Source organism: Streptomyces sp. NBC_00887, from assembly GCF_045207585.1.
The window spans coordinates 2063052-2087234 of record NZ_CP108788.1; the positions used below are offsets into that span (position 1 = coordinate 2063052).

The window sequence follows — 24183 nt, forward strand, 5'->3', positions numbered from 1 at the left end:
TGGCCCTCTGGCGCCGCCCCCACCAGGGCTTTTCAATGGTCTGCACCATGGCTTCCCTCCGCGCGATGCTGACTTCCGCGTGCACGCTCCGACGCAGCCCCGGGCTGTCGGCCGGTCTGCCCGCGGACGACACCGTGCTGCTCGACGCCCCCGACGAGCGGCTGTCGCCCGCTCTGGTGGCCGCCGCCCTCGGAGAGTTCGAACCCGCGGCCAAGCTCCTCGCCACCACCCGGGACGCCGCCGAGTGGGAGATCCGTGACCGCTGCCTCGCCCGCCTGGTGACCTTCGCCCGCAACCGCGACGGCTGGCTCACCGACTGGCTGGCCGCCGCACCGCGCGACCCGGACGCCCTGCTCGTCAAGGCCGAACTGGCCGTACGCCGCGCCTGGGAGTCCCCCGCCCACGCCGAGCTGCTGCGCGAGGTGGCCCCGCAGATCACGGCGGCGGCCGAGGCCGATCCGCGCGACCCGGTGCCGTGGCGGCTCGCCCTCGACCACGCCCGTGGCACGCACGCCGGCCACACCGCATTCGAATCGCTGTGGGAGCAGGCGGTACGGCGCTCGGCGCACCACTACGGCTGCCATGTCGCCGCGCTCCAGTACCTCTCCGCCGCCTGGTACGGCTCGCACCGCGAGTGCTTCGACTTCGCCGAGCGGGCGGCGGAGGACGCCGCGCCGGACTCCCTGGTGCAGGCCCTCCCCGTACGTGCGGCCTTCGCGCTCCTGCACGACGAGAGGGCAGCCCGGCGGACGAACTCCGTGCAGGAGGACCGGATCGACGCGGCGGCCGATCTCGCGATCTCCCTGTCGGCCGCCTATCCGCCCGGCGATCCGTGGACCGCCGAGGTCCGCAACCTCCTCGTCCATGTGCTGGTCGCACGGGGCAGGTGGGCGGAGGCGCTGGAGCAGTTCGAGCTGATCGGACGGTATGTGACGTCGTTCCCGTGGGCGTCCGTGTCCGAGGATGCGCTCAGTGGATTCCTCGACGCGAGAGCGGACGCGCGGCTCCGGGTGACCTCTTCCACACCCTTGCGGGGCCGGGCCGGACACGGCGGGCTCCGCGGCCATTAGGCTTGACCGTTGTGACCACCGCTCGTCTCCCCCTGTTCCCGCTGAACGCGGTGCTGTTCCCCGGCCTCGTGCTGCCTCTCAACGTCTTCGAGGAGCGTTATCGCGCCATGATGCGTGAGCTGCTCGAGATCGACGAGGACGAACCGCGCCGCTTCGTCGTGGTCGCGATCCGCGACGGCCGCGAGACCGCCCCCACGGCCACCGGGATGCCCGACGCGGTCGCCGCGGCCGGCCCGGTCGAGCGCGCCCCGGCGGACGGATTCGGCCCCGACCCGATCCAGAGCTTCCACCGGGTCGGCTGCATCGCCGACGCGGCGAAGATCCGTGAGCGCGCCGACGGCAGCTTCGAGGTCCTCGCGACCGGCACCACCCGGGTCAGACTGCTCTCCGTCGACGCGAGCGGCCCCTATCTGTCGGCCGAGGTCGAGGAACTGACCGAGGATCCGGACGACGGGGCGGCCGACAGCGGCGTCACGAAGGCCGAGGAAGAGGCCGGCGCGCTCGCCGAGGGTGTCCTGAGGGCCTTCCGCAGCTACCAGAAGCGGCTCGCCGGGGCCAATGAACGCTCCCTGACGACGGGTGCGGACCTGCCGGACGATCCGTCCGTCGTCTCGTACCTGGTGGCAGCCGCGGCCGTTCTCGACATCCCGTCGAAGCAGCGGCTGCTCCAGGCTCCGGACACCGCGACCCGGCTGCGCGAGGAGCTGACGCTCCTGCGCAAGGAGACCGCGGTCATCCGGCATCTGCCGTCGCTGCCCGCGATCGACCTGACCCGCGGACCCACACACCCCAACTGACCCGAGGACCCTGCCGGTGGCTAAGAAGGCCAAGAAGCAGCAGCCCGGCGGCACCCCGGCCACGGTCGCACTGACCGCGGCGGGCACCGCGTTCACGGTCCGCTCCTACGATCACGACCCGGCGTCCCCGTCGTACGGCGAGGAGGCGGCCGAGGCGCTCGGCGTCCCGCCCGACCGGGTGTTCAAGACGCTGGTCGCCGATGTCGACGGTGAACTGGTCGTCGCGGTCGTCCCCGTCGCCGGGTCGCTGGACCTCAAGGCACTGGCATCGGCGGTGGGCGGCAAGCGGGCGGCGATGGCGGACCCGGCGGCGGCCGAACGCACGACGGGCTATGTGCGCGGCGGCATCTCCCCGCTGGGCCAGCGCAAGCGGCTGCGTACGGTCATCGACGCCTCGGCCCGGACGCACGCGACGATCTGCGTGTCGGCGGGCCGGCGGGGCCTGGAGGTCGAACTGTCGGCGGACGACCTGGCGGTACTGACGAACGCCGTACTGGCCCCGATCGGCCGCGGGTAGCTCCTGGGCCCGTCCGCCGGCCGGAGCCGCACCGCTACGACTGCTTCGGCCCCTCCGTAGCCCCGCCGTCGGGCCACTGCCCTCCGGCAGGACCCGCCGCGGGGCCGGCGGCGGGACCGGCGACGGGCCGGTCCGCCCCGTAGCCGGCATCCCACTCCGGCTCGGGGTCCCGCGGCCCGAACAGTGCCGTCAGGCCCAGGTGCACGGCCATCGCCGCAACCGGCCAGGCGAGCATCCCCGCCCCCACCGCGTGCAGCTCCAGCGGCGCGTCGAACGTCACGCCCTTGCCGACCTCCTTGGCATGGGCGACCACATCCGACGTCGGCCCGAACCACGTGCCGATCCCCCACGCCAGCAGAGAGCCGAGCAGTCCGCCCAGGGCGAGCGAGACCACCGGCGCGATCCCTCCGCGCCTGCGGAAGAGGAAGACGGCGGCGGCCGACACGAGGCCGAACGCGAGCGCCAGCAGTACGAACGTGCCGTCCGCCCCGATGGCCTCCTCGCCCTCGCTGTTCTTGAGGAACACCGCCGTGTCGTCGGAGACCAGCGGCACGCGGGGCGCCAGCCACAGCCACAGCAGTCCGAGTGCCGCACCGGCCACCGTCAGCAGCCCGGTGACCACGGCGGCCTGCCGCACTTCGGCCACGAGATCGGTCCCGTGCGGCGGCTCCTGGCCGCCGGGCGCGGCATGGGATCCCGACGGCGTGGCCTGCCAGGGATCATCGGACGGGGGCTGGTGAGGCGGCGTCAACGGTGCGGTCACGCTGCCATCGTGCCAGGCCCCCCGGCGCGCCGCCTCACCGGTCCGCCGGCAGGGCTACCGGACCGCCGCCCGCCGGTACGCCCAGGTCGCCACGGCCAGGGACAGGACACCGACCACCGCGCACACCCCGAGGTCGAGGGCGACGACCGCCCAGTCCGGGTGGGCGTCGAAGGACCGGGCCAGCGCCTCGACCCCGTACGTCGAGGGCAGCAGGTCGCGGGCCCATCCCACCGGCCCCGGCAGCCGGTCGGCCGGCAGCACGCCGAGCAGCAGCGCGGCGGACATGCCCAGCTGACCGAGGAGCGTCGCGAGTTCCTGCCGCGGCGCCAGCAGCCCGAGCGCGGCGCCGAGCCCCGAGAGCGCGGCCCCGGACAGCGGAATGACGGCGACGAGCACCCACAGGTGGGTCATGGGCAGCCCGAACAGCACGCTTCCCGTGACCGCCGTGACGATCGTGCCGGGCACGGTGAACGAGGCGTACGCACCCGCGGCCCCCAGCACCACCGCGGCGGGCGGCACCGGCAGCGTGGCGTAGTGGTCGAGACCGCCGTCCGCCCGCAGCCGGCCGAAGTACTGGGCCAGCAGGTTCAGCGCCACGAAGGCCACGACGAGCACGCTGGACCCCGCGACCACGGCTCGCGCCTCGGCGCCGCCGTCGACGACGCCCCGCATGAGCACCATGATTCCGATGGACTGGAAGGTCGCCACGAACAGCAGCGGAATCCGGGCGACCCTCGCCCTCGACAGCTGTGCCCGGTACACGGCGGCCAGCGCGGGCAGCAGCCGGGCCCGCGGGGCGAGGGGTGCCGGGGCGGTACGGGCGGGCATGCCCGCAGCCGACCGTCCGTCCGCCGGCCGGGACACCTTTTCCGCGGACTCCACAGGAAGGATGCTCGTCACCTGGCGCTGCTCCCCTTCGACACGTTCATGATCACGCCTTCACCAGTCCCTCGGCCGCCTTCGCCGCATCCCCGCCCAGCGCCAGATAGACGTCCTCCAGGCTGGGTGTGGCCAGGGTGAAGTCGTCCAGCGAGGAGAACGCCGCCCCGCCGGTCACCGCGGCGACCGCGGCCCGCGCCTCGTCCGGCACCAGCCGCAGCACCCAGCGGCGCCCGGACTCCTGGGCGGAACCACGCAGCGCGGCCACCTCGGGGACGTCCAGCGGCGCCCTCTCGCGCCACACCAGCTCGACCCGGACCTCGCCTGCCACCTGCTCCTTGAGCCCGGCCGGGGTGTCGCAGGCGATGACCTTGCCGCGCTCCATGACGGCGACGCGGTCGAGTACCGTCTCCGCCTCGATCACATTGTGGGTGACGAGCAGCACCGTGGCACCGTTCTCGGCACGGCGCCGGTCGACGGCGGACCACACCGCGCGCCGGGCGACGGGGTCCATGCCCGTGGTCGGCTCGTCGAGGACCAGGACGGGGCGCTCCCCGACCAGTGCGGCCGCGAAGCAGGCGAGCCGCCGCTGGCCGCCGGACAGGTTCCTCAGGGGCCGCCCGGCAAGCTCGGTGAGGCCCAGTTCCTCGAGTACGGCATCGCGCTCGGCCCGCGCCGCACGCGCCGGCATGCCCCTCAGCCGCCCGGTGGTCTCGGCCGCCAGGGACACCGTCAGCTCGTCCAGGGCGGTGGACTCCTGCCCGAGGTACCCGATGAGCCGGGAAGCGCGTTCGGGGTGGCGCACGAGATCGTGCCCCAGCACCTCGACACTGCCGGAGTCCGGGCGCATCAGCCCCGTGAGCTGGCGCACGAGCGTGGACTTGCCCGCGCCGTTGGGCCCGAGCAGCCCGAAGATCTCACCGCGCCGGACGTCGAGGCTGATCCCGTCGGTCGCCCGCACCTCGGGGGTGCCGGCCCGGCCGCGTCGGCCGCGGACGGCGGGATAGGTCCTGACCAGATCACGCACCGCGCACACGGTCCCGGTCCCGGTCTGTGCCTGTGCTGTGCCCGTACTCACGAGGTACGAGAGTACGGGGTCGGATGCCCCGGATTGCGCCCGGGGCCGGGCAGGGCCGTGCCGCTGCCGCCGCGCCTACTCCGCCACCGGGGCCGGCTCCGCGGCGGCCCGCACATCGATCTCGCGCCAGAAACCCGCCCGGATGGCGTAGCGGTCGTGCTCGTCGATCTGGTCGTCCTTGTGGGCGAGCAGCCCGAAGCGTGCCGCGTAGCGCAGCAGTTCCCCGTCGATCCGGTGCGGGATGCGCGGGTACATGGTGGCGAGCTTCTGCAGGTGAACGGTCTCCGGCAGCCGCTCCATCCAGCGCCGGGCGAAGACCTGGCCGACCTCGAAGGGGTCTCCGCCGACGGTGGTGATGTCCTCCTCCCGGTCCGCCCAGCGCTGTTCGGCGCTGGTCAGTTGGGCCAGGGTCGGCAGGGACGCGGTCTCCGCGGGTTCGCCGAGGGGTCCGCCGCGCTCCACCCAGCCCCGGTCGGACGACCAGCGCAGGGTCGCGTTGGGGACGGGCTGCTGTACGGGGTGCGGGGCGGCCGGCGCGCCAGGGGCACGCAGGCTGGCCAGGTCCTTGGGGGTGGGGACGCCTTTGTGGCCGGCGGCGGGCGGCGGGTGTGCGGCGGCCTCGCCCGCCGGTGTGCCGTTGCCGTTGCGGGCCGCGGCGGCCTGGGCCTCCGACGCCCGCTCGGCCGAGGCGGCCAGCGCGGCCTCGGGCAGCGGGGCGGAGAGGATCGCTGCGATCTCGGGGCGGGGGACGGGCGGCGGCGCGCACACACCGCCCATCTCCTTGGCCCGTACGGCCTTGGTGATCCAGGCCCGGTCGAGCACCCGGCGTTCGTCCGCCTCGGCGACGAGGTCCTCGGACTGGTTGTAGTCGCCGTCGGCGGCCTGGACGGCCCAGAGGTGGACGGCCACGCCGTGTTCCTTGGCGGACATCAGTCCGGGCAGCAGGTCGCCGTCCCCGGTCACGAGCACCACATCGGAGCAGGCGCGGTTTCTGGCCAGTTCGGTGAGCTCCGCGTGCATCGCCGCGTCGACGCCCTTCTGCGCCCACCGTCCGTCACTGCGGGTGAGGGCCCCCAGCCGAACGGTCACGCGCGACATCACCCGGAGCCGGCGGTGTTCGGGCTGGGGTACGCGGTCGGGGGCGCCGTCGAACCAGTAGATCCGGAGCAGGGGCTGTTCCGTGTCGGCCTCTGCGCGCTCGCGCAGTCCCTGGATCAGGGCGGCGTGGTCGACGGTGATGCGGGAACGGGCGGGTTCTCCGGCCAGCAGACTCGCGGCTGCGCCCAACAAGTAGCCGGCGTCCACCAGGACGACGCAACGGTCCACGCGTTCCACCCTCTTCCAGGTTTCGGGAACGGATCAGCGGGCCCGGTCATGAGGGTGGGTCCGCTTGCTCGGGGTTCGCTTACTCAGGGTTTCCTTCGAGTCTGCCCGACCGTACGAGGGTTAAGGTCCGGAACTCGATCATCGGCGTGGCGGATCCGGGAAACGGCGCATGATACCGCCCGGACTACGCTGGGTAATGATCCAACATGCGGCTTATGGGGTGGTATGTGAGTCTGACATCGGTCCTGGCCCCGAGATTCCCCACAGGAGGCATCACCATGGCCAAGAACAAGAACCGTAAGCAGGGCAGCCAGCACGACCGCGCGTCCGCCGCGGAGCGTGGTGCGGAGGAGGCGAAGTCGACGGCCTACGAGTCGCAGACCCAGCCGCAGTCGCAGGCCCAGGGCAGCCCTTCTGATGTTGCCCGTAAGCACCAGCGGCGCTTCGGTCACAACTGACGGTTCCTTAGGGCCGACAGGCCGAGAGGGGCGCCCCGCCACTGGCGGGGCGCCCCTCTCGCAGGTCCGGGCGGGCTGTCAGCCGGCCAGGCAGGACGGACCGAGCAGCACCTTCAGGTCACCGAAGAGCGCCGGATCGGGCTTGACGCGGTGCCGGTCGAGCCGCAGCACCGTGGTCTTGCGGGGGCCCTGGAGCCTGATGCGCACCTCGGTGTCGCCCCGGTGGCTGCTCAGGACCTCGCCGAGCCGGCTGACCATGGGCGGGGTGATCTTGACCGTGGGGATGGTCAGCACGACCGGCGCATTGGTCCCGGCCGACGAGATGTCGGGAACCTGCATCTCCATGGCGACGAGACGGGGTACGTCCTCGCGCTTGTCGAGGCGTCCCTTGACGAAGACGACGGTGTCCTCGACGAGCTGGGTGGAGACCAGCTGGTAGGTGGCGGGGAAGAACATGCAGTCGATGGAGCCCGCCAGGTCCTCGACCGTGGCGATGGCCCAGGCGTTGCCCTGCTTGGTCATCTTGCGCTGGAGCCCGGAGATGATGCCGCCGATGGTGACGATCGCACCGTCGGCGTGCTCTCCCCCGGTGAGCTGCGAGATCGCGGCGTCGGACTTGTCGGACAGCACGTGCTCGATGCCGAAGAGCGGGTGGTCGGAGACGTAGAGGCCGAGCATCTCCCGTTCCTGTGCGAGCAGGTAGGACTTCTCCCACTCGATGTCGGAGAACTCCACGTCGAGGCCGAAGCCCGGCTCGTCGCTCTCCGCCTCGCCCATGCCGCCGAAGAGGTCGAACTGACCCTCGGCCTCCTTGCGCTTGACCTGCACCACGTTGTCGATCATCGGCTCGTGGTGGGCCACCAGGCCCTTGCGGGTGTGGCCCATCTCGTCGAAGGCGCCTGCCTTGATGAGCGACTCGACGGTGCGCTTGTTGCAGACGACCGCTTCGACCTTGTCCAGGAAGTCCGGGAAGCTGGAGTACTTCCCCTTCGCCTTGCGGCACCGGATGATCGAGTCGACGACGTTCTGGCCGACGTTCCGTACGGCGGTGAGACCGAAGAGGATCACGTCGTCGCCCTGGGCCGCGAAGTTCGACTCGGACTCGTTGACGTTGGGCGGGAGCACCTTGATGCCCATGCGGCGGCACTCGTTGAGGTAGACCGCGGACTTGTCCTTGTCGTCCTTGACGGAGGTGAGCAGCGCGGCCATGTACTCGGCGGGGTAGTTCGCCTTGAGGTACGCGGTCCAGTAGGTGACCAGGCCGTACGCGGAGGAGTGCGCCTTGTTGAACGCGTATCCGGCGAACGGGACCAGGACGTCCCACAGGGCCTTGATCGCCGCGTCGGAGAAGCCGTTCTTCTTGGCGCCCGCCTCGAAGAGGACGAAGTTCTTCGCGAGCTCGTCGGCCTTCTTCTTGCCCATAACGCGGCGCAGGATGTCGGCCTCGCCGAGCGAGTACCCGGCGACGATCTGGGCGGCCTTCTGTACCTGCTCCTGGTAGACGATCAGGCCGTAGGTGAGCCCGAGGACCTCCTTGAGGGGCTCCTCCAGCTCCGGGTGGATCGGGGTGATCTCCTGCCGGGCGTTCTTGCGCTCGGCGTAGTTCGTGTGGGAGTTCATTCCCATCGGGCCCGGCCGGTACAGGGCCGAGACGGCGGAAATGTCCTCGAAGTTGTCGGGCTGCATCTGGCGCAGCAGCGAGCGCATCGGCCCGCCGTCGAACTGGAACACCCCGAGCGTGTCACCGCGGCACAGCAGCTCGTACGTCTTGGGGTCGTCCAGCGGGAGCGCGAGCATCTCCAGGTCGACACCCTTGTTGGCCTTCACCATCTTGATGGCGTCGTCCATGATCGTCAGGTTGCGCAGGCCCAGGAAGTCCATCTTGAGCAGGCCGAGCGACTCGCACTGCGGGTAGTCCCACTGCGTGATCGTGACGCCGTCGGTGTGCCGCACCCAGATCGGGGCGTGGTCGACGATGGGCTCGCTGGACATGATCACGCCGGCCGCGTGCACACCCATCTGCCGGACGAGGCCCTCGACGCCCTTCGCCGTGTCGATGACCTTCTGGACGTCCGGCTCGTTCTCGTACATCCCCCGGATCTCGCCCGCCTCGCTGTAGCGCGGGTGCTTCGGGTCGGTGATGCCGTTGAGGTCGATGCCCTTGCCGAGGACGTCGGCGGGCATGGCCTTGGTGAGGCGGTCGCCCATCGCGTACGGGTAGCCGAGGACGCGGGCGGAGTCCTTGATCGCGTTCTTGGCCTTGATCTTGCCGTAGGTGCCGATCATGGCGACCTTGTCGGCGCCGTACTTCTCGGTCACGTACCTGATCACTTCGACGCGCCGGCGCTCGTCGAAGTCGATGTCGACATCGGGCATGGAGACACGCTCGGGGTTGAGGAACCGCTCGAAGATCAGTCCGTGCGTGATCGGGTCGAGGTCGGTGATGCCCATGGCGTACGCGACGATCGAACCGGCGGCGGAGCCTCGGCCGGGGCCGACCGCGATGCCGTTGTTCTTGGCCCACATGATGAAGTCGGCGACGACGAGGAAGTACCCCGGGAACCCCATCTGGATGATGATGTCCATCTCGTACTCGGCCTGCTTCTGCCGGTCCTCGGGGACACCCCCGGGGTAGCGGCGGCCCATGCCGACCCGGACCTCTTCCTGGAACCAGGTGATCTCGGTGAAGCCCTCCGGGATGTCGAACTTCGGCATCAGGTCGCGCTTCTCGAACATGCCCGCGGTGTCGATCTGCTGCGCGACCAGCAGGGTGTTGGCGCAGCCCTGCTGCCAGGCGTCGGAGGAGTCGACGCCGTACATCTCGTCCGTCGTCTTCAGGTAGTAGCCGGTGCCGTCGAAGCGGAAGCGGTCCGGGTCGGAGAGGTTCTTGCCGGTCTGGATGCACAGCAGGGCGTCGTGCGCCGTCGCCTCGCTGGCGTAGGTGTAGTGCGAGTCGTTCGTCACGAGCGGCGGGATGTTCAGCTTCTTGCCGATTTCGAGGAGCCCGTCACGGACCCGGCGCTCGATCTCGATGCCGTGGTCCATCAGCTCCAGGAAGTACCTGTCCTCGCCGAAGATGTCCTTGTAGTCGGAGGCCGCCTGGACCGCCTCGTCGAACTGTCCGAGCCGCAGCCGGGTCTGCACCTCGCCGGAGGGGCATCCGGTGGACGCGATCAGGCCTTCGGACCACTGGGAGATGGTCTCCCTGTCCATACGCGGCCACTTCTGCAGCCAGCCCTCGGCGTACGCGTCCGAGGACAGCTTGAAGAGGTTGTGCAGCCCGGTGCTGTTCGCCGCCCAGATCGTCTTGTGGGTGTAGCCGCCGGATCCGGACACGTCGTCGCGCTTCTGGTGCGGCTGGCCCCACTGGACCTTGCGCTTGTGCTTGCGCGACTCGGGGGCGACATAGGCCTCGATCCCGATGATGGGCGTCACCCCGGCCTTCTTCGCCGAGTGGAAGAAGTCGTAGGCACCGTGGAGGTTGCCGTGGTCGGTCATCGCGATGTGCGACATGCCCATCTCGTTGCACGCCTCGAACATGTCCTTGAGCCGCGCGGCACCGTCCAGCAGCGAGTACTGGGTGTGGACGTGCAGGTGCGTGAATGGCGGCTTGGTCACGGCGCGGTGCCTCCGGGAAAACTGGCGATGACGGCTTGGGGGGACAGCGGGGAAGTCTACGTCTTGGAGGTGACAGGCGACGGGCACTCCGGGGTACGGTCGCGCGTTGGAAGGGCGGGGCCACCCGCCCCATTTGTCATGAACGCCATGTAGCAGGAGGCACCCAGCGATGTCGGACACGCAGCCCAGCGGCGAGCAGCGCGGGGAGCAGATCCTTGCCGTTTTCGACACCGCCTTCGGCGAGCTCCTGGCCGCCGATCCCGCCGCTTTCCGGGTGAAGTTCCGAAAGATGGCGGGCTCGGCCTTCGCCTTCTACCGCGGCTCGGCCGGGCTGTTCTACGCCGATCTGGACCGTGAGCAGCGCAGCGGGCCGTACCTCGACGAGCGCACCAGCCGGGTGTGGGTACACGGCGATCTGCATGCGGAGAACTTCGGAACTTACATGGACGCCAATGGCCGACTGGTGTTCAACGTCAACGACTTCGATGAAGCCTTCGTAGCTCCCTTCACCTGGGACCTCAAGCGCTTCGCCGCCTCCGTCGCCCTGATCGGTTACGCGAAGGCGCTGAGCGACGACCAGATCACCGAGCTCGTCCGGGTCTACGCCGCGGCCTACCGGGAGCGGATCCACGCCCTGGCGACGGGTGCGAAGAACGACGAGGTGCCGCCCTTCACCCTGGACACCGCCGAGGGCCCGCTGCTCGACGCACTGCGTGATGCGCGGTCCCTGACCCGTTTCGGGCTGCTGGACTCGATGACCGAGATCAGGGACTTCGAGCGCCGCTTCGCCGCCGGCGGCGGTGCGATCGACCTGGACGCCGCGACACGCTACAAGGTGCTCGCCGCGTTCGACGGCTATCTGGAGACGCTGCCCGAGTCGAGCCTGGCCCGGCCGGACTCCTACCGGGTCAAGGACGTCGTCGGACGTCGCGGCATCGGTATCGGGTCGGCGGGCCTGCCCTCGTACAACATCCTCCTGGAGGGCAACAGCGACGCCCTGGAGAACGATGTGGTGATCTACCTGAAGCAGGCGCAGACCCCGGCGGTCTCCCGGCACGTCACGGACGCGGCCGTGCGGGACTACTTCCAGCACGAGGGCCACCGCACGGTGATCTCACAGCGCGCCCTTCAGGCGCACGCCGACCCGTGGCTGGGCTGGACGGAGCTGGACGGGGCGGGTCAGCTGGTCGCCGAGGTCTCGCCGTACGCGGTCGATCTGGACTGGTCCGACATCGACGAGCCGGAGGAGATCGCGGCGGTCGTCGCCGACCTCGGCCGGGCGACGGCGACGATGCACTCGGCGGCGGACGACGAGAGCGGGCACTCGCTGGTCCCCTTCTCCACGGAGCGTGCGATCGACGCGGCGATCGCGGCGGACGAGAAGGGCTTCGCGGAGCTCCTGGTCGACTTCGCGCACAGCTACGGCGCCCGCGCCCGTACCGATCATCAGATCTTCGTGGACCTCTTCCGCAACGGCCGCATCCCCGGCCTGTAGGTCCTTAGGGCTCGCTTACAGGTTCACATGACACACTCTCCGGCGATGGACGTATCAGGGACGCAGATCAGAGCGGTACGCGCGGCGCTGTTCACCGCGCTCGTCGTCACGCTCTCCTCCGCGTCCCACGTGCTGCTCTCCCGGGTTCCGCTGCCGCTGACGGCGGTCGTCCTGCTGGCCGGGGCCGTCTTCGCCGTGGCGTTCGCGCTGGCGGGCCGGGAGCGCAGTTTCGGGGCGATCGCCGGGCTGCTGGTTCCGCTGGAGCTGGCCGCCGACACCGTGTTCACCACCGGACAGCACCTCTGTTACGGGGCGGCGGGCGGCCCGATCGCGGGTCCGCTGCGCTCCGTGGGCGTCGACGTGCTGTGCGGTGGCGGGGCGGGCACGGGTTCCTCGCATCTCGCGGGCGTGGCCGCGGTCGGTACACCGCTGGCGGGGGTGACCGGCACGGGCGACCGCGCGGCCGCCCTGCTGGCCTCGCCCGGCCCTGCCGTGCCGTGGCTGCTGCTCGCCGCGCACGTGACCGTGGGCCTGCTGGCCGCGGCCTGGCTGCGGCGCGGCGAGTCCGCGCTGGCTGGGGTGCTGCGCGCGGCGGCCGCGGCCGCGTTCCGGCCGCTGCTGACCGCCGTCGCCGTGCTGGGGAGCACCCGGCACCACGCACGGCGCGACGCGCGCTCCGGCGGACGGGCCGACCCGCTCTTCCCGGCCCGCCTCCTCGTGCACTCCGTGGGACGGAGGGGACCGCCGCTCCCGGCCTGTGCCCTTTCCTGAGCACGAGCACGCGGCAGACCCCGGACACCCCACACGTACACACGGAGAAACAGCCATGAGCAACCGCAACAGCCAGGCCAACAAGTCAGCCGCCCGTGAGCGGCTGCGCGTCGAGCGCGAGCGCCAGTCCAAGAAGGACAAGGTCCGCAAGCAGGTCGTCGTCGGCGTCTCCGTGGTCGCCGTGCTGGCGATCGCGGGTGGCGTCAGCTACGGCGTGATGCAGCTGAACAAGCCCTCCGGCTGGGAGGCGGCCGCGGACGCGAAGAACGTGACCGCGCCGAAGAACACCTCGGGCGACGACGGCACGACCGTCGTCATCGGCGAGTCGACCGCCAAGAAGACCCTGGAGCTGTACGAGGACTCGCGCTGCCCGATCTGCGCCACGCTCGAGCAGACGGTGGGCGAGACGGTCGCCAAGGACGTCGACGCCGGCAAGTACAAGATCAAGTACCTCGGCGCGACCTTCATCGACAACTCCGACAACGGCGAGGGCTCCAAGAACGCCCTGAGTGCGCTGGGTGCGGCGCTCGATGTGAGCCCCGAGGCCTTCCTGGACTACAAGGCCGCGCTGTACTCGGCGAAGTACCACCCCGAGGAGAGCCAGGACAAGTTCGCCAAGGACAGCTACCTGATCGAGGTGGCGGACTCGGTGGACGCGCTGAAGGGCAACACCGCGTTCCGGAAGGACGTCGAGGACGGTACGTACGACGCCTGGGCGATGAAGATGTCCGAGACGTTCGACAAGAGCGGGGTCGAGGGCACGCCGACGCTGAAGATGGACGGCGAGACCGTCACCGCCGAGGGCAGCAAGAACGCGCCCATGACGGTGGCCGAGTTCAACGCGGCGATCACCAAGGCACTGAAGGGCTGACCGGCCCACGAACCCTGGGGCCGGCGGGAGAACCTGCGGCCCCGGGGGCATCCCGGGCGTAACTCCGGGCGGCGAATACCCAACAGGCGGGCGAACTTCCTTTGTTCGCCCGCCTGTTCGCCCTACCCGCCAGTAGGGTGATCGTCCGTGACCAGTCGACATCTTTCCGCACCCAGCCGCCGCACGGTCGTCAGAGCCGCCGCCGCCACAGCGGTCGCCGCCCCCGTGCTCGCATCCGCCACGAGTGCCCGGGCCGCAGAGCCCCCGGCCTTCCTGCACGGCGTGGCCTCGGGCGATCCCCTGCCCGACGGCATCCTGCTCTGGACCCGTGTCACTCCCACCGCCGACGCCGTGCCCGGCTCCGGCCGCGGCGCCGATACGGCGGTGCGCTGGGAGATCGCCGAGGACAGGGCGTTCTCCCGGATAGCCGCGCAGGGCACGGCCGTCTCGAAGGCCGCCTCCGACCACACGGTCAAGGCCGACGTCCGTGGACTGCGCCCCGCGACGACGTACTACTTCCGCTTCTCCGCGGGCGGCGGGGAACCGGTCCGCTCCCCCGTCGGCCGCACCCGCACGGCTCCCGCCGCGGGCACGGCCGCCCCGGGGATCCGCTTCGGCGTGGTGTCCTGCGCCAACTGGGAGGCCGGCTGGTTCTCCCCGTACCGGCATCTCGCGGCCCGCGCCGACCTGGACGCCGTTCTCCACCTGGGTGACTACATCTACGAGTACGCGTCGGCCAGTTATCCGACCCAGGACACCGTCGTACGCCCCCACGCCCCGCTCCACGAGATCCTCACCCTCGCCGACTACCGGACCAGGCACGGCACGTACAAGACGGACACCGACCTCCAGTCGCTGCACGCCGCCCACCCGGTGATCGCGATCTGGGACGACCACGAGTTCGCGAACGACGCGTGGTCGGGAGGTGCGGAGAACCACACCCCGGGCACCGAGGGCGCCTGGGCGACACGGGTCGCCGCCGCGAAGCAGGCGTACTTCGAGTGGATGCCGGTGCGCGCCTCCACCGAGGGCACCGTCTACCGGCGTCTGAGCTTCGGCAGCCTGGCCGAGCTGCACCTGCTCGACCTGCGCAGCTTCCGCTCCGAGCAGGCGTCCATCGGCGACGGCGCGGTCGACGACCCCGAGCGCTCGATCACCGGACGGGCGCAACTGGACTGGTTGAAGGCCGGGCTGGCCGGATCGGACGCCAGGTGGAAGCTGGTCGGTACCTCGGTGATGATCTCGCCGGTCGCGTTCGGCGCGCTGCCGGCCCATCTGCTGGCACCGCTCGCGGAGTTGCTGGGACTTCCCGGGGAGGGGCTCGCGGTCAACGTCGACCAGTGGGACGGCTACACGGCCGACCGCAAGGAGCTGATCTCGCATCTGCGGGACCGGTCGGTGACCAACACGGTCTTCCTGACCGGTGACATCCACATGGCGTGGGCCAACGACGTCCCCGTGAAGGCCGCGACCTACCCGCTGTCGGCATCGGCGGCCACCGAGTTCGTGGTGACCTCGGTGACTTCGGACAACCTGGACGACATCCTCCGGGTGGCGCCCCAGACCGTCTCGGTGGTCGCCGCGGCGGCGGTCAAGGCCGCCAACCGCCATGTGAAGTGGATCGACCTGGACTCGCACGGCTACGGCGTCCTCGACGTGACAGCCGAACGGTCGCAGATGGACTACTACGTGATCTCGGACAAGACGAAGAAGGACGCGACCGCGTCCTGGGTCCGCTCGTACCGCACCCGCAGCGGGACCCAGAAGATCGAACGGGCCGACGCCCCTGTGCGCTGACCGCACCGAGGAGCCAGGTCCGGGTCGCGAAGGCCCGGTCGCACAGGCCCCTTCGGTCGCGAAGGCCGAGGAGCGACGCAAGGGGCCCCGCACCGAGGTGCGGGGCCCTCCCTCATGCCTGGAGCGTGGCGAGGAACCCGAGCCCGACCTTCCAGGCCAGCTCGGCCGACTCCTCGTCGTAGTCGGGCAGTTCCGGGTCGGTGAACAGGTGCCCCGCCCCGGGGTAGCGGTAGACCTCGACGTCCGCGCCGGTCCGCTGCATCTGGAGGTACCAGCTGTTCAGCCAGTCGTGCGACTCGAACGGATCGGGGTCGGCGACGTGCAGCTGCACCGGTAGTTCGTCCACCGAGGCGTTTTCCGCGATGTCCGACGTGCCGTGGAGCATCAGCAGCCCGCGCGCCTTGGCGTCGCCGAGCGCGAGGGTCTGCGCCACCGACGCCCCGAAGGAGAAGCCCGCGTACACGAGGCCCTGGTCGGAATAGGGTGCGGCGGCCAGCACGGCGCGCTTCAGGAGCTCGTCCTTGCCCACCTGGTCCTTGAAGGCCATTCCTTCCTCGACGGTGTCGTAGGTGTGCCCCTCGAAGAGATCGGGCACGCGCACCTCATGCCCGGCTGCACGCAGCCGGTCGGCAGCCGCGTGCACAGCGGGCCGCAGACCGTAGGTCGAGTGGAAAAGCATGATGTTCATGACGTCCATGGTGCCAGCTGTGCCCCAACGCTTGGAGGACCGGGGAATGGAGAACGTAGTGCGACCGCTGCTCGTGGTGGGCGGATCGCTGATGATCACTCTGCTGGTGGGCTGGCTGGTCGATCTCTTGCTGCGGCGTGCCGACAGCAGGCACCACGAGACGCCCGTCTGGGGTCTGCTGCGCCTCTGTCGTCCGCCCTTGCAGGTGGTGCTCTGCACGGCGCTGCTGAGGGCCAGCTACGGCCAGCTCCGGCTCGACGTCGTGCGGGAGAACCGGGCCGCGATCGGCCAGGTCCTGACCCTGGTGCTGATCGCGGCCTCGGCCTGGCTGGTGATCCGCGTAGCCGCCACCGTCGTCCAGTCCTCGTACGCCCGCTACGCGACGTCCACCCGCGACCCGGCCCGGGTCCGCCGGGTCCGGACCCAGGTCACGCTGATCCAGCGTGTGATCACCGCCGTGGTGGCGACGGTCGCGGTCGCGGCGATGCTGCTGACCTTCCCGGCGATGCGCACCGTCGGCACCTCGATGCTGGCCTCCGCCGGTGTCCTCGGCATCGTCGCCGGTGTGGCGGCCCAGTCGACGCTCGGCAACCTCTTCGCCGGCTTCCAGATCGCTTTCGGTGACATGGTCCGGATCGGCGACACCGTGGTGGTGGACGGCGAGTGGGGCACCGTGGAGGAGATCACCCTGACCTTCCTCGCCGTGCGGACCTGGGACGAGCGGCGGATCACCATGCCGGTGTCGTACTTCACCAGCAAGCCGTTCGAGAACTGGTCGCGCGGCGGGGTCCAGATGACCGGCACGGTCTTCTTCCAGCTCGACCACTCGGCGCCGGTCGCCGCGATGCGTGAACGGCTGCGCGAGATCCTCGGCGAGTGCGCCTCCTGGGACGGCCGCGACTGGTCACTGGCCGTCACGGACACCACGGCGTCGACGATCGAGGTACGGGCCGTGGTCACCGCGAAGGACGCGGACGACATCTGGACGGTGCGCTGTGCCGTGCGTGAGCAGCTCGTCGGCTGGCTGCGTGACCACCATCCGTACGCGCTGCCGCGGATCGTGACGTCGCCCGCTGTGCTGCCGCCGGGCGACCACTGGCCGGAGCTGACGGGTGCGCAGGACGGCGGCCGGGACCGTCCCGACGGCCGGGTGCCGGCCCCCGGCAGGGCCCCGCGCACGGGCCGCGGCTGACCGCCCGTACGGGCGCCGTCGGGCGCCTCGGGCGGGCGCCGCGGTCAGAGCGTGCGGCGCATCGCCCGGTGCGGCATTCCGGCATCCGGGAACTCGGGGCCGTACGCCACGTACCCGAGCCGCTCGTAGAAGCCGAGCGCATGGGTCTGGGCGTGCAGGTCGACGGCGGTCAGGCCGAGGGCGCGTGCCTCGTCCTCGATGGCGCGCACGAGCGCGGCACCGACCCCGAGGCCGCGCGCCTCGCGGGTCACGGCGAGCCTGCCGAGGGAGCCGACGGCTTCGGCGCCGCCGGTCTTGCCCTCCGCTGCGGAGCCGTGCAGCAGCCTGCCCGTACCGAGCGCGGAGCCGTCCGCCGCAACGGCGAGGACGTGGACCGCGTCGGCGTCGTAGGCGTCGTACTCGATCTCCTCGGGCACCTGCTGTTCACCGACGAAGACGTTCTTGCGCACCTGGAAGCAGGCCGAGAGATCGTTCTCCTCGACGGCCCTGCGGGTGCTGTACGGGGCGGACACGGGGCTCACTCGCTCTCGGCCGCGATCGTCTCGAGGGCGTGGCGCAGGTCGTCCGGGTAGGTGCTGGAGAACTCGACCCAGCTGCCGTCCGAGGGGTGCTCGAAGCCGAGCCGGACCGCGTGCAGCCACTGACGGGTCAGACCGAGGCGCTTGGCCATGGTCGGGTCGGCGCCGTAGGTCAGGTCGCCGACGCAGGGGTGGCGGTGGGCGGACATGTGCACCCGGATCTGGTGGGTGCGCCCGGTCTCCAGCTTGATGTCCAGCAGGCTGGCGGCGCGGTAGGCCTCGATGAGGTCGTAGTGCGTCACGGAGGGCTTGCCCTCGGCGGTGACGGCCCACTTGTAGTCGTGCTGGGGGTGACGCCCGATGGGGGCGTCGATGGTGCCGCTCATCGGGTCCGGGTGGCCCTGGACCAGCGCGTGGTACTTCTTCTCGACGACCCGGTCGCGGAACTGGGCCTTGAGCAGGGTGTAGGCCCGCTCGGACTTGGCGACGACCATCAGCCCGGACGTGCCGACGTCCAACCGGTGCACGATGCCCTGGCGCTCGGCGGCACCCGACGTGGAGATCCGGTAGCCGGCTGCGGCGAGGCCGCCGATGACCGTGGTGCCGGTCCAGCCGGGGCTGGGGTGGGCGGCGACGCCGACAGGCTTCATGATCACGACGATGTCGTCGTCGTCGTGCACGATCTCCATGCCCTCGACGGGCTCGGCAACGATCTGGACCGGAGCGGATGCCTGGGGCATCTCCACTTCCAGCCAGGCGCCGCCGTGCACCCGCTCGGACTTCCCGGCCACCGCACCGTCCACCTGGACCTTCCCGGCTGCGGCCAGCTCGGCGGCCTTGGTACGGGAGAAACCGAACATCCTGGAGATGGCGGCGTCTACACGCTCGCCTTCCAGACCGTCGGGTACGGGCAGGGTGCGGACCTCGGGATGCGTACTCACCTGTCGAGTATGCCTTGCGCCCACTAGTCCTTGTGCACGGTGCCGTCGGGGTCCAGGCCCTTGAAGGAAAGGATCACGATCAGGATCCCGCCGCAGACGATCGCGGAGTCGGCGAGGTTGAAGACGGCGAAGTGCGCGGGGGCGATGAAGTCCACCACCGCGCCCTCGAAGACGCCCGGTGCGCGGAAGATGCGGTCGGTGAGGTTGCCGAGCGCTCCGCCGAGCAGCAGCCCGAGGGCGATGGCCCAGGGCAGGCTGTAGAGCTTGCGCGCGAGCCTGGCGATCACCACGATCACGACCGCGGCGATGGCCGTGAAGATCACCGTGAACGCCTCACCCATCCCGAACGCGGCACCCGCGTTCCGGATGGCGTCGAGCTTCAGCCAGTCGCCGAAGATCTCGATGGGCTCCTGGTGCTCCAGCTTCGCGACCACGATCATCTTGCTGACCAGGTCCAGGAGGTAGGCGATCACGGCCACGACGAAGAGCACGAGGATCTTCCGCCTGCCCCTGCCGCCGCCCGTGTCGTCGCTCCCGGCCCGAGTCGCTCCCTCGGAGGGCTGCTGGGGCTCTGCCCCGTCAGCCCCCTCGGCATCGGGGATATCCGGCGTACCGATGATGCGCTCCGCCTCTGCCACGTGAGTCCCTCAACCTAGGTGCCTGACTGAGGACGAGGGTACGACACACCGTCCCGGTCAGCCGCGTCGCTCCTGCTTCTGTTTGTCCTCGACGCAGAGGGTGGCCCGGGGGAACGCCTGCATGCGCGCCTTGCCGATCGGGTCGCCGCAGATCTCGCACAGCCCGTACGTCCCCGCGTCGAGCCTGGCGAGGGCGCGTTCGGTCTGTTCCAGCATCTCCTGGGCGTTGGCGGCCAGGGACAGCTCGTGCTCGCGCGTGATGTTCTTGGTGCCGGTGTCCGCCTCGTCGTCACCCGCCCCGTCGCCGGAGTCCCGCATCAGCCCGGCCAGCGCCGCTCCCGATGCCTCCAGCTCGTTGCGCAGCCGGATGACCTCGCTGGACAGCTCCGTCCTCGCCTCCGCGACCTCTTCGGGGGTCCAGGGGTCCTCCCCCGGCCTGACCGCCAGCTCGCCGGGCGCCGTCGCGGCGGCCACCCGGGCCGGCGGCACCGCTGTGGCACCGCCCTTTCCTACCGCCGTGGTCCGGCCGGCGCTCTTCTTCGCTACCACCGTGTGGGCTCCTGTCTGCTCGGCGGCCTGGGCCGCCCCCGTGGCCTTCTTCGAAGCCTTCTTGGCTGCGCTCTTCTTCGCCGGCCCGTGGTGCGCCGGAGCCCGATCGGCCCGTTCCTTCTCGTCCGGCGGCCCGGCCGCCGTCTTCTTCGCGGCGCTCGTCCCGTCGGGCGGCCCGGCCGCGGCCTCCTCGGCCACGGTCTTCCCTGCCGCCTTCCTGGCCGCCATTTTCGCCGCCTTCTTCGCTGTCCTCCCGGTCGTCTCCTCGGCCACCGGACCCGTGGATCTCGCCGACGCCGTTCCTGTTACGGCGGTCTTCTTCGCCACCATCGCCGCGGCCCCTTCACATATTGTGATCTTGCACGCGAATCGTGCTGGGACGATAAATCGACTCCAGCCCCACGGCAACGGGGCACGCCGCCGGTTCGCCCCTCCCCGTGCCCGGGTCGTGACGCGCCTGCAACCGTTGTGCCCAGCTGCCCGCGCGGTAATCCGCTCCTGACCGGCCCGCCAGGACTCCCTCCGCCCCGTCTGGCCATTCGGGTCACGCCGCACCCCGCCGGTAAACCGGTCGGCCGCCGCCCGTACGGGCCCGTACACTGGCCGCAGCGAGAGGCATGGATGGGACGAGTAGCGTCGTACGCAGCCCGCAGCGACCCGGGGACGGTGGGAGCCCGGGGGCGAGCACGTCGTGAAGATCACCCCGGAGCCGCCGGAAGAAAGCTTTGGACCCTGGGCTCCGCCCCCGGGCGCAAGGCGAGTAGACCCGGCATCGCGACCCCAATGAGGGGGTCACGGGCGCATGCCCGGGGCCAAGGAGGGTGGTACCGCGGGAGCCTGCCGGTTCTCGTCCCTCCGACGGAAGTGGAAGACGTCCGCCGGAGGAAGCCCGCACATGACATCGCCGCAGTACCGCCAGGTACCCGCCCAGGTCGACCTGCCCGCCCTCGAGCACGCCGTGCTCGACTTCTGGCGTGACAGCAAGGTCTTCACCAAGAGCCTCGAACAGTCCGAGGGCCGCCCCGAGTGGGTCTTCTACGAGGGCCCGCCGACCGCCAACGGCATGCCCGGGGCCCACCACATCGAGGCCCGCGTCTTCAAGGACGTCTTCCCCCGCTTCCGCACCATGCAGGGCTACCACGTCGGCCGCAAGGCCGGCTGGGACTGTCACGGCCTGCCGGTGGAGCTCGCGGTCGAGAAGGAGCTGGGCTTCAACGGCAAGAAGGACATCGAGGCGTACGGCATCGCCGAGTTCAACGCCAGGTGCCGTGAGTCCGTGACCCGCCACACCGACGCCTTCACCGAGCTCACGACCCGCATGGGCTACTGGGTCGACCTCGACGACGCCTACCGCACGATGGACCCGGAGTACGTCGACTCCGTGTGGTGGTCCCTGAAGGAGATCTTCGACAAGGACCTCCTGGTCCAGGACCACCGCGTCGCCCCCTGGTGCCCGCGCTGCGGCACCGGCCTCTCCGACCACGAGCTGGCCCAGGGCTACGAGACGGTCGTCGACCCCTCGGTCTTCGTGCGCTTCCCCCTCACGAGCGGCCCTCTGGCCGGTGAGGCGGCCCTCCTGGTCTGGACGACCACCCCCTGGACCCTGGTCTCCAACACCGCCGTCGCCGCGCACCCGGACGTCACCTACGTCGTCGCTACGGACGGCGAGGAGAAACTGGTCGTCGCCCGGCCGCTGGTCGAGAAGGCCCTCGGCGAGGGCTGGGAGCTCACGGGCCGGTCCTTCACCGGCCGCGAGATGGAGCGCTGGACGTACGAGCGCCCGTTCCAGCTCGTCGACTTCCCGGCCGAGGCCCACTACGTCGTCAACGCCGAGTACGTCACGACCGAGGACGGTACGGGTCTGGTCCACCAGTCCCCCGCGTTCGGCGCCGACGACCTCGTCGTCTGCCGCTCCTACGGCCTCCCGGTCGTGAACCCGGTCCGCCCCGACGGCACCTTCGAGGAAGACCTGCCGCTGGTCGGCGGCGTCTTCTTCAAGAAGGCCGACGAGGCGCTCACCGCGGACCTGGACGCCCGCGGGAAGCTCTTCCGCCATGTCCCGTACGAGCACAGCTACCCGCACTGCTGGCGCTGCCACACCGCGCTGCTCTACTACGCGCAGCCGTCCTGGTACATCCGCACGACGGCCGTCAAGGACCGGCTTCTCGAGGAGAACGAGAAGACCAACTGGTTCCCTGACTCGGTCAAGACCGGCCGCTTCGGCGACTGGCTGAACAACAACGTCGACTGGGCCCTGTCCCGCAACCGCTACTGGGGCACCCCGCTGCCCATCTGGCGCTGCGAGGACAACCACCTGACCTGTGTGGGCTCCCGCGCCGAGCTCTCCGGGCTCACCGGCGCCGACCAGTCGGACCTGGACCCGCACCGTCCGTTCATCGACGAGATCACGTTCACGTGCTCGCAGGAGAACTGCCAGCTGGAGGCGTACCGCGTCCCCGAGGTCATCGACGCCTGGTACGACTCGGGCTCCATGCCGTTCGCCCAGTGGGGCTACCCCTACAAGAACAAGGAGATCTTCGAGAGCCGCTACCCGGCGCAGTTCATCTCGGAGGCCATCGACCAGACCCGCGGCTGGTTCTACACGCTGATGGCGGTCGGCACGCTCGTCTTCGACAAGTCCAGTTACGAGAACGTGGTCTGCCTCGGCCACATCCTCGCCGAGGACGGCCGCAAGATGTCCAAGCACCTCGGGAACATCCTCCAGCCGATCCCGCTCATGGACCAGCACGGCGCCGACGCCGTGCGCTGGTTCATGGCGGCCGGCGGTTCCCCGTGGGCGGCACGCCGCGTGGGCCACGGCACGATCCAGGAGGTCGTCCGCAAGACGCTCCTGACCTACTGGAACACGGTCGCCTTCCAGGCCCTGTACGCCCGTACCTCGGGCTGGGCGCCGTCCGCTGCGGATCCCGCACCGGACGGGCGCACGGTCCTGGACCGCTGGCTGCTGAGCGAGCTGAACGCCCTGGTGGACCAGGTCACCCAGGCGCTGGAGAGCTACGACACCCAGCGCGCCGGCAAGCTGCTGTCCTCGTTCGTCGACGACCTGTCCAACTGGTACGTACGCCGCTCGCGCCGCCGCTTCTGGCAGGGCGACAAGGCGGCCCTGCGCACGCTGCACGAGGTCGTCGAGACGGTCACCCGGCTGATGGCCCCCCTGACCCCGTTCATCACGGAGCGGGTCTGGCAGGACCTGATCGCCCCGGTCACCCCGGACGCCCCGGAGTCGGTGCACCTGTCCACCTGGCCCAAGGCGGACCTGTCGGCGATCGACCCGGCGCTCTCCACGCAGATGGCGCTGGTCCGTCGCCTGGTCGAGCTGGGGCGCGCCACCCGTGCCGAGTCGGGCGTCAAGACCCGTCAGCCGCTGTCCCGCGCCCTGGTCGCGGCCTCGGGCTTCGAGACCCTCTCCGCCGAGCTGCACGCCCAGATCACGGAGGAGCTGAACGTCTCCTCGCTGGCCTCCCTGTCCGAGGTCGGCGGCTCGCTGGTCGACACGACGGCGAAGGCGAACTTCCGGGCCCTGGGCAAGCGGTTCGGCAAGGGTGTCCAGGCGGTGGCCAAGGCCGTCGCCGACACGGACGCCGCGGCGCTCTCGCTGGCCCTGCGCGAGGGCACCGCGTCGGTCGAGGTCGACGGTGAGCGGATCACCCTCTCCCCCGACGAGGTCATCATCACCGAGACCCCGCGCGAGGGCTGGTCGGTGGCCTCCGACTCGGGCGCCACGGTCGCCCTGGACCTCGAGATCACCCCGGAGCTCCGGCGCGCGGGTCTGGCCCGTGACGCGATCAGGCTGATCCAGGAGGCCCGCAAGAACAGCGGCCTGGACGTCGCGGACCGTATCGCGGTGCGCTGGACGTCCACGTCCCCGGCAACGGCCGAGGCCCTGACCGAGCACGCGTCGCTGATCGCGGACGAGGTCCTCGCCCTGGACTACGCCGAGGGCGAGGCCGACCCCACGTACGGCACCGCCTTCGAGGACGAGGGCCTGTCCCTGAGGTTCCGCCTCCGCAAGACGAGCTGACCCCCGGCGCGGAAAGGAGAGGGCCTGGCCGGACAACTTCCGGCCGGGCCCTTTCCTGTCCCCTTGCCCGACCGTTCAAGCCCCTCCGGCGATTGAGGAGCGGAGGTCCGGGGGGAGCGGGGGTTACGGGAAGGGGTGGGCAGGGGACGAGCCCCGTGCAGCGGCCCGCACGCCC

General features: G+C 70.7%; 20 protein-coding genes. 10 read left to right on the forward strand and 10 right to left on the reverse strand.

What is annotated here, in order from left to right; all coding sequences use genetic code 11:
* Positions 1-35 precede the first annotated feature (35 nt).
* Genes OG844_RS09410 through ybaK form a run of 3 tightly spaced genes read left to right on the forward strand, consistent with a single transcriptional unit; the run spans position 36 to position 2384 of the window.
* On the forward strand, positions 36-1070 hold the full coding sequence (locus tag OG844_RS09410; protein ID WP_406389419.1) for a hypothetical protein: 1035 nt from the start codon (positions 36-38) through the stop codon (positions 1068-1070).
* 11 nt (positions 1071-1081) lie between these two features.
* The gene (locus OG844_RS09415; protein WP_406389420.1) at positions 1082-1867 is read left to right on the forward strand and encodes an LON peptidase substrate-binding domain-containing protein; all 786 of its coding nucleotides are present in this window, start codon (positions 1082-1084) and stop codon (positions 1865-1867) included.
* Positions 1868-1883: 16 nt separating this feature from the next.
* Positions 1884-2384, forward strand: a complete 501-nt coding sequence (gene ybaK, locus OG844_RS09420) for a Cys-tRNA(Pro) deacylase (RefSeq protein WP_406389421.1) — start codon at positions 1884-1886, stop codon at positions 2382-2384.
* A gap of 34 nt (positions 2385-2418) precedes the next feature.
* Here ybaK and OG844_RS09425 read toward each other — a convergent pair whose 3' ends face one another.
* The 4 genes from OG844_RS09425 to OG844_RS09440 form a co-directional block, all read right to left on the reverse strand.
* Entirely contained in the window at positions 2419-3147 is a 729-nt protein-coding gene (locus tag OG844_RS09425; RefSeq protein WP_406389422.1) for an ABC transporter permease, read from the reverse strand.
* Positions 3148-3201: 54 nt separating this feature from the next.
* On the reverse strand, positions 3202-4047 hold the full coding sequence (locus OG844_RS09430; protein WP_406389423.1) for an ABC transporter permease: 846 nt from the start codon (positions 4045-4047) through the stop codon (positions 3202-3204).
* 31 nt (positions 4048-4078) lie between these two features.
* Positions 4079-5062, reverse strand: a complete 984-nt coding sequence (locus OG844_RS09435; protein WP_406396062.1) for an ABC transporter ATP-binding protein — start codon at positions 5060-5062, stop codon at positions 4079-4081.
* Between the two features lie 117 nt (positions 5063-5179).
* The gene (locus tag OG844_RS09440) at positions 5180-6439 is read right to left on the reverse strand and encodes an NYN domain-containing protein (RefSeq protein WP_406389424.1); all 1260 of its coding nucleotides are present in this window, start codon (positions 6437-6439) and stop codon (positions 5180-5182) included.
* A gap of 269 nt (positions 6440-6708) precedes the next feature.
* On the opposite strand from OG844_RS09440, the gene OG844_RS09445 reads away from it, so the two are divergent.
* Positions 6709-6888: a hypothetical protein gene (locus OG844_RS09445; RefSeq protein ID WP_329212048.1), complete on the forward strand. Its 180-nt coding sequence runs from the start codon at positions 6709-6711 to the stop codon at positions 6886-6888.
* 78 nt (positions 6889-6966) lie between these two features.
* Here the strand turns inward: OG844_RS09445 and dnaE are convergent, their stop codons facing one another.
* On the reverse strand, positions 6967-10506 hold the full coding sequence (dnaE, locus tag OG844_RS09450) for a DNA polymerase III subunit alpha (RefSeq protein WP_406389425.1): 3540 nt from the start codon (positions 10504-10506) through the stop codon (positions 6967-6969).
* A gap of 169 nt (positions 10507-10675) precedes the next feature.
* Between dnaE and OG844_RS09455 the strand changes: the two genes are divergently transcribed.
* From OG844_RS09455 to OG844_RS09470, 4 genes are all read left to right on the forward strand, one after another.
* Entirely contained in the window at positions 10676-12001 is a 1326-nt protein-coding gene (locus OG844_RS09455) for a DUF2252 domain-containing protein (RefSeq protein ID WP_406389426.1), read from the forward strand.
* 45 nt (positions 12002-12046) lie between these two features.
* The gene (locus OG844_RS09460; RefSeq protein WP_406389427.1) at positions 12047-12772 is read left to right on the forward strand and encodes a hypothetical protein; all 726 of its coding nucleotides are present in this window, start codon (positions 12047-12049) and stop codon (positions 12770-12772) included.
* A 55-nt stretch (positions 12773-12827) separates the two neighbouring features.
* A complete protein-coding gene (locus OG844_RS09465; RefSeq protein ID WP_406389428.1) occupies positions 12828-13643 on the forward strand; it encodes a DsbA family protein in 816 nt (271 codons plus the stop codon).
* A gap of 147 nt (positions 13644-13790) precedes the next feature.
* Positions 13791-15440: an alkaline phosphatase D family protein gene (locus OG844_RS09470; RefSeq protein WP_406389430.1), complete on the forward strand. Its 1650-nt coding sequence runs from the start codon at positions 13791-13793 to the stop codon at positions 15438-15440.
* Positions 15441-15552: 112 nt separating this feature from the next.
* Here OG844_RS09470 and OG844_RS09475 read toward each other — a convergent pair whose 3' ends face one another.
* Entirely contained in the window at positions 15553-16137 is a 585-nt protein-coding gene (locus tag OG844_RS09475) for a dienelactone hydrolase family protein (protein WP_406389431.1), read from the reverse strand.
* A 37-nt stretch (positions 16138-16174) separates the two neighbouring features.
* Here OG844_RS09475 and OG844_RS09480 point away from each other — a divergent pair, with 37 nt between their 5' ends.
* Complete coding sequence (locus OG844_RS09480; RefSeq protein ID WP_406389432.1) at positions 16175-17320, forward strand: mechanosensitive ion channel family protein; 1146 nt, start codon at positions 16175-16177, stop codon at positions 17318-17320.
* Between the two features lie 44 nt (positions 17321-17364).
* On the opposite strand, the gene OG844_RS09485 is transcribed toward OG844_RS09480, so the two are convergent.
* The 4 genes from OG844_RS09485 to OG844_RS09500 are packed head-to-tail and all read right to left on the reverse strand — an operon-like array spanning position 17365 to position 20296.
* On the reverse strand, positions 17365-17832 hold the full coding sequence (locus OG844_RS09485; protein ID WP_406389434.1) for a GNAT family N-acetyltransferase: 468 nt from the start codon (positions 17830-17832) through the stop codon (positions 17365-17367).
* Between the two features lie 5 nt (positions 17833-17837).
* Positions 17838-18779 (reverse strand): RluA family pseudouridine synthase, encoded by a 942-nt coding sequence (locus tag OG844_RS09490; RefSeq protein ID WP_406389435.1) that lies wholly within the window; start codon positions 18777-18779, stop codon positions 17838-17840.
* A 23-nt stretch (positions 18780-18802) separates the two neighbouring features.
* Positions 18803-19417 (reverse strand): signal peptidase II, encoded by a 615-nt coding sequence (gene lspA, locus OG844_RS09495; RefSeq protein ID WP_406389437.1) that lies wholly within the window; start codon positions 19415-19417, stop codon positions 18803-18805.
* A gap of 57 nt (positions 19418-19474) precedes the next feature.
* Complete coding sequence (locus tag OG844_RS09500) at positions 19475-20296, reverse strand: TraR/DksA family transcriptional regulator (RefSeq protein WP_406389438.1); 822 nt, start codon at positions 20294-20296, stop codon at positions 19475-19477.
* A gap of 565 nt (positions 20297-20861) precedes the next feature.
* Between OG844_RS09500 and ileS the strand changes: the two genes are divergently transcribed.
* Positions 20862-24008 carry an isoleucine--tRNA ligase gene (ileS, locus tag OG844_RS09505; protein WP_406389439.1) on the forward strand — a complete coding sequence of 1049 codons (3147 nt, stop codon included), beginning with the start codon at positions 20862-20864 and terminating at the stop codon, positions 24006-24008.
* The last annotated feature ends 175 nt before the right edge of the window (positions 24009-24183 follow it).

What these genes read in the sequence shown, in the direction of transcription:
- OG844_RS09500 (WP_406389438.1), bottom strand. Translation starts at nt 20,296, where the DNA reads ATGGTGGCGAAGAAGACCGCCGTAACAGGAACGGCGTCGGCGAGATCC.
- OG844_RS09445 (WP_329212048.1), top strand. Translation starts at nt 6,709, where the DNA reads ATGGCCAAGAACAAGAACCGTAAGCAGGGCAGCCAGCACGACCGCGCG.
- OG844_RS09410 (WP_406389419.1), top strand. Translation starts at nt 36, where the DNA reads ATGGTCTGCACCATGGCTTCCCTCCGCGCGATGCTGACTTCCGCGTGC.
- OG844_RS09455 (WP_406389426.1), top strand. Translation starts at nt 10,676, where the DNA reads ATGTCGGACACGCAGCCCAGCGGCGAGCAGCGCGGGGAGCAGATCCTT.
- OG844_RS09460 (WP_406389427.1), top strand. Translation starts at nt 12,047, where the DNA reads ATGGACGTATCAGGGACGCAGATCAGAGCGGTACGCGCGGCGCTGTTC.
- OG844_RS09480 (WP_406389432.1), top strand. Translation starts at nt 16,175, where the DNA reads ATGGAGAACGTAGTGCGACCGCTGCTCGTGGTGGGCGGATCGCTGATG.
- OG844_RS09465 (WP_406389428.1), top strand. Translation starts at nt 12,828, where the DNA reads ATGAGCAACCGCAACAGCCAGGCCAACAAGTCAGCCGCCCGTGAGCGG.
- ileS (WP_406389439.1), top strand. Translation starts at nt 20,862, where the DNA reads ATGACATCGCCGCAGTACCGCCAGGTACCCGCCCAGGTCGACCTGCCC.
- OG844_RS09475 (WP_406389431.1), bottom strand. Translation starts at nt 16,137, where the DNA reads ATGGACGTCATGAACATCATGCTTTTCCACTCGACCTACGGTCTGCGG.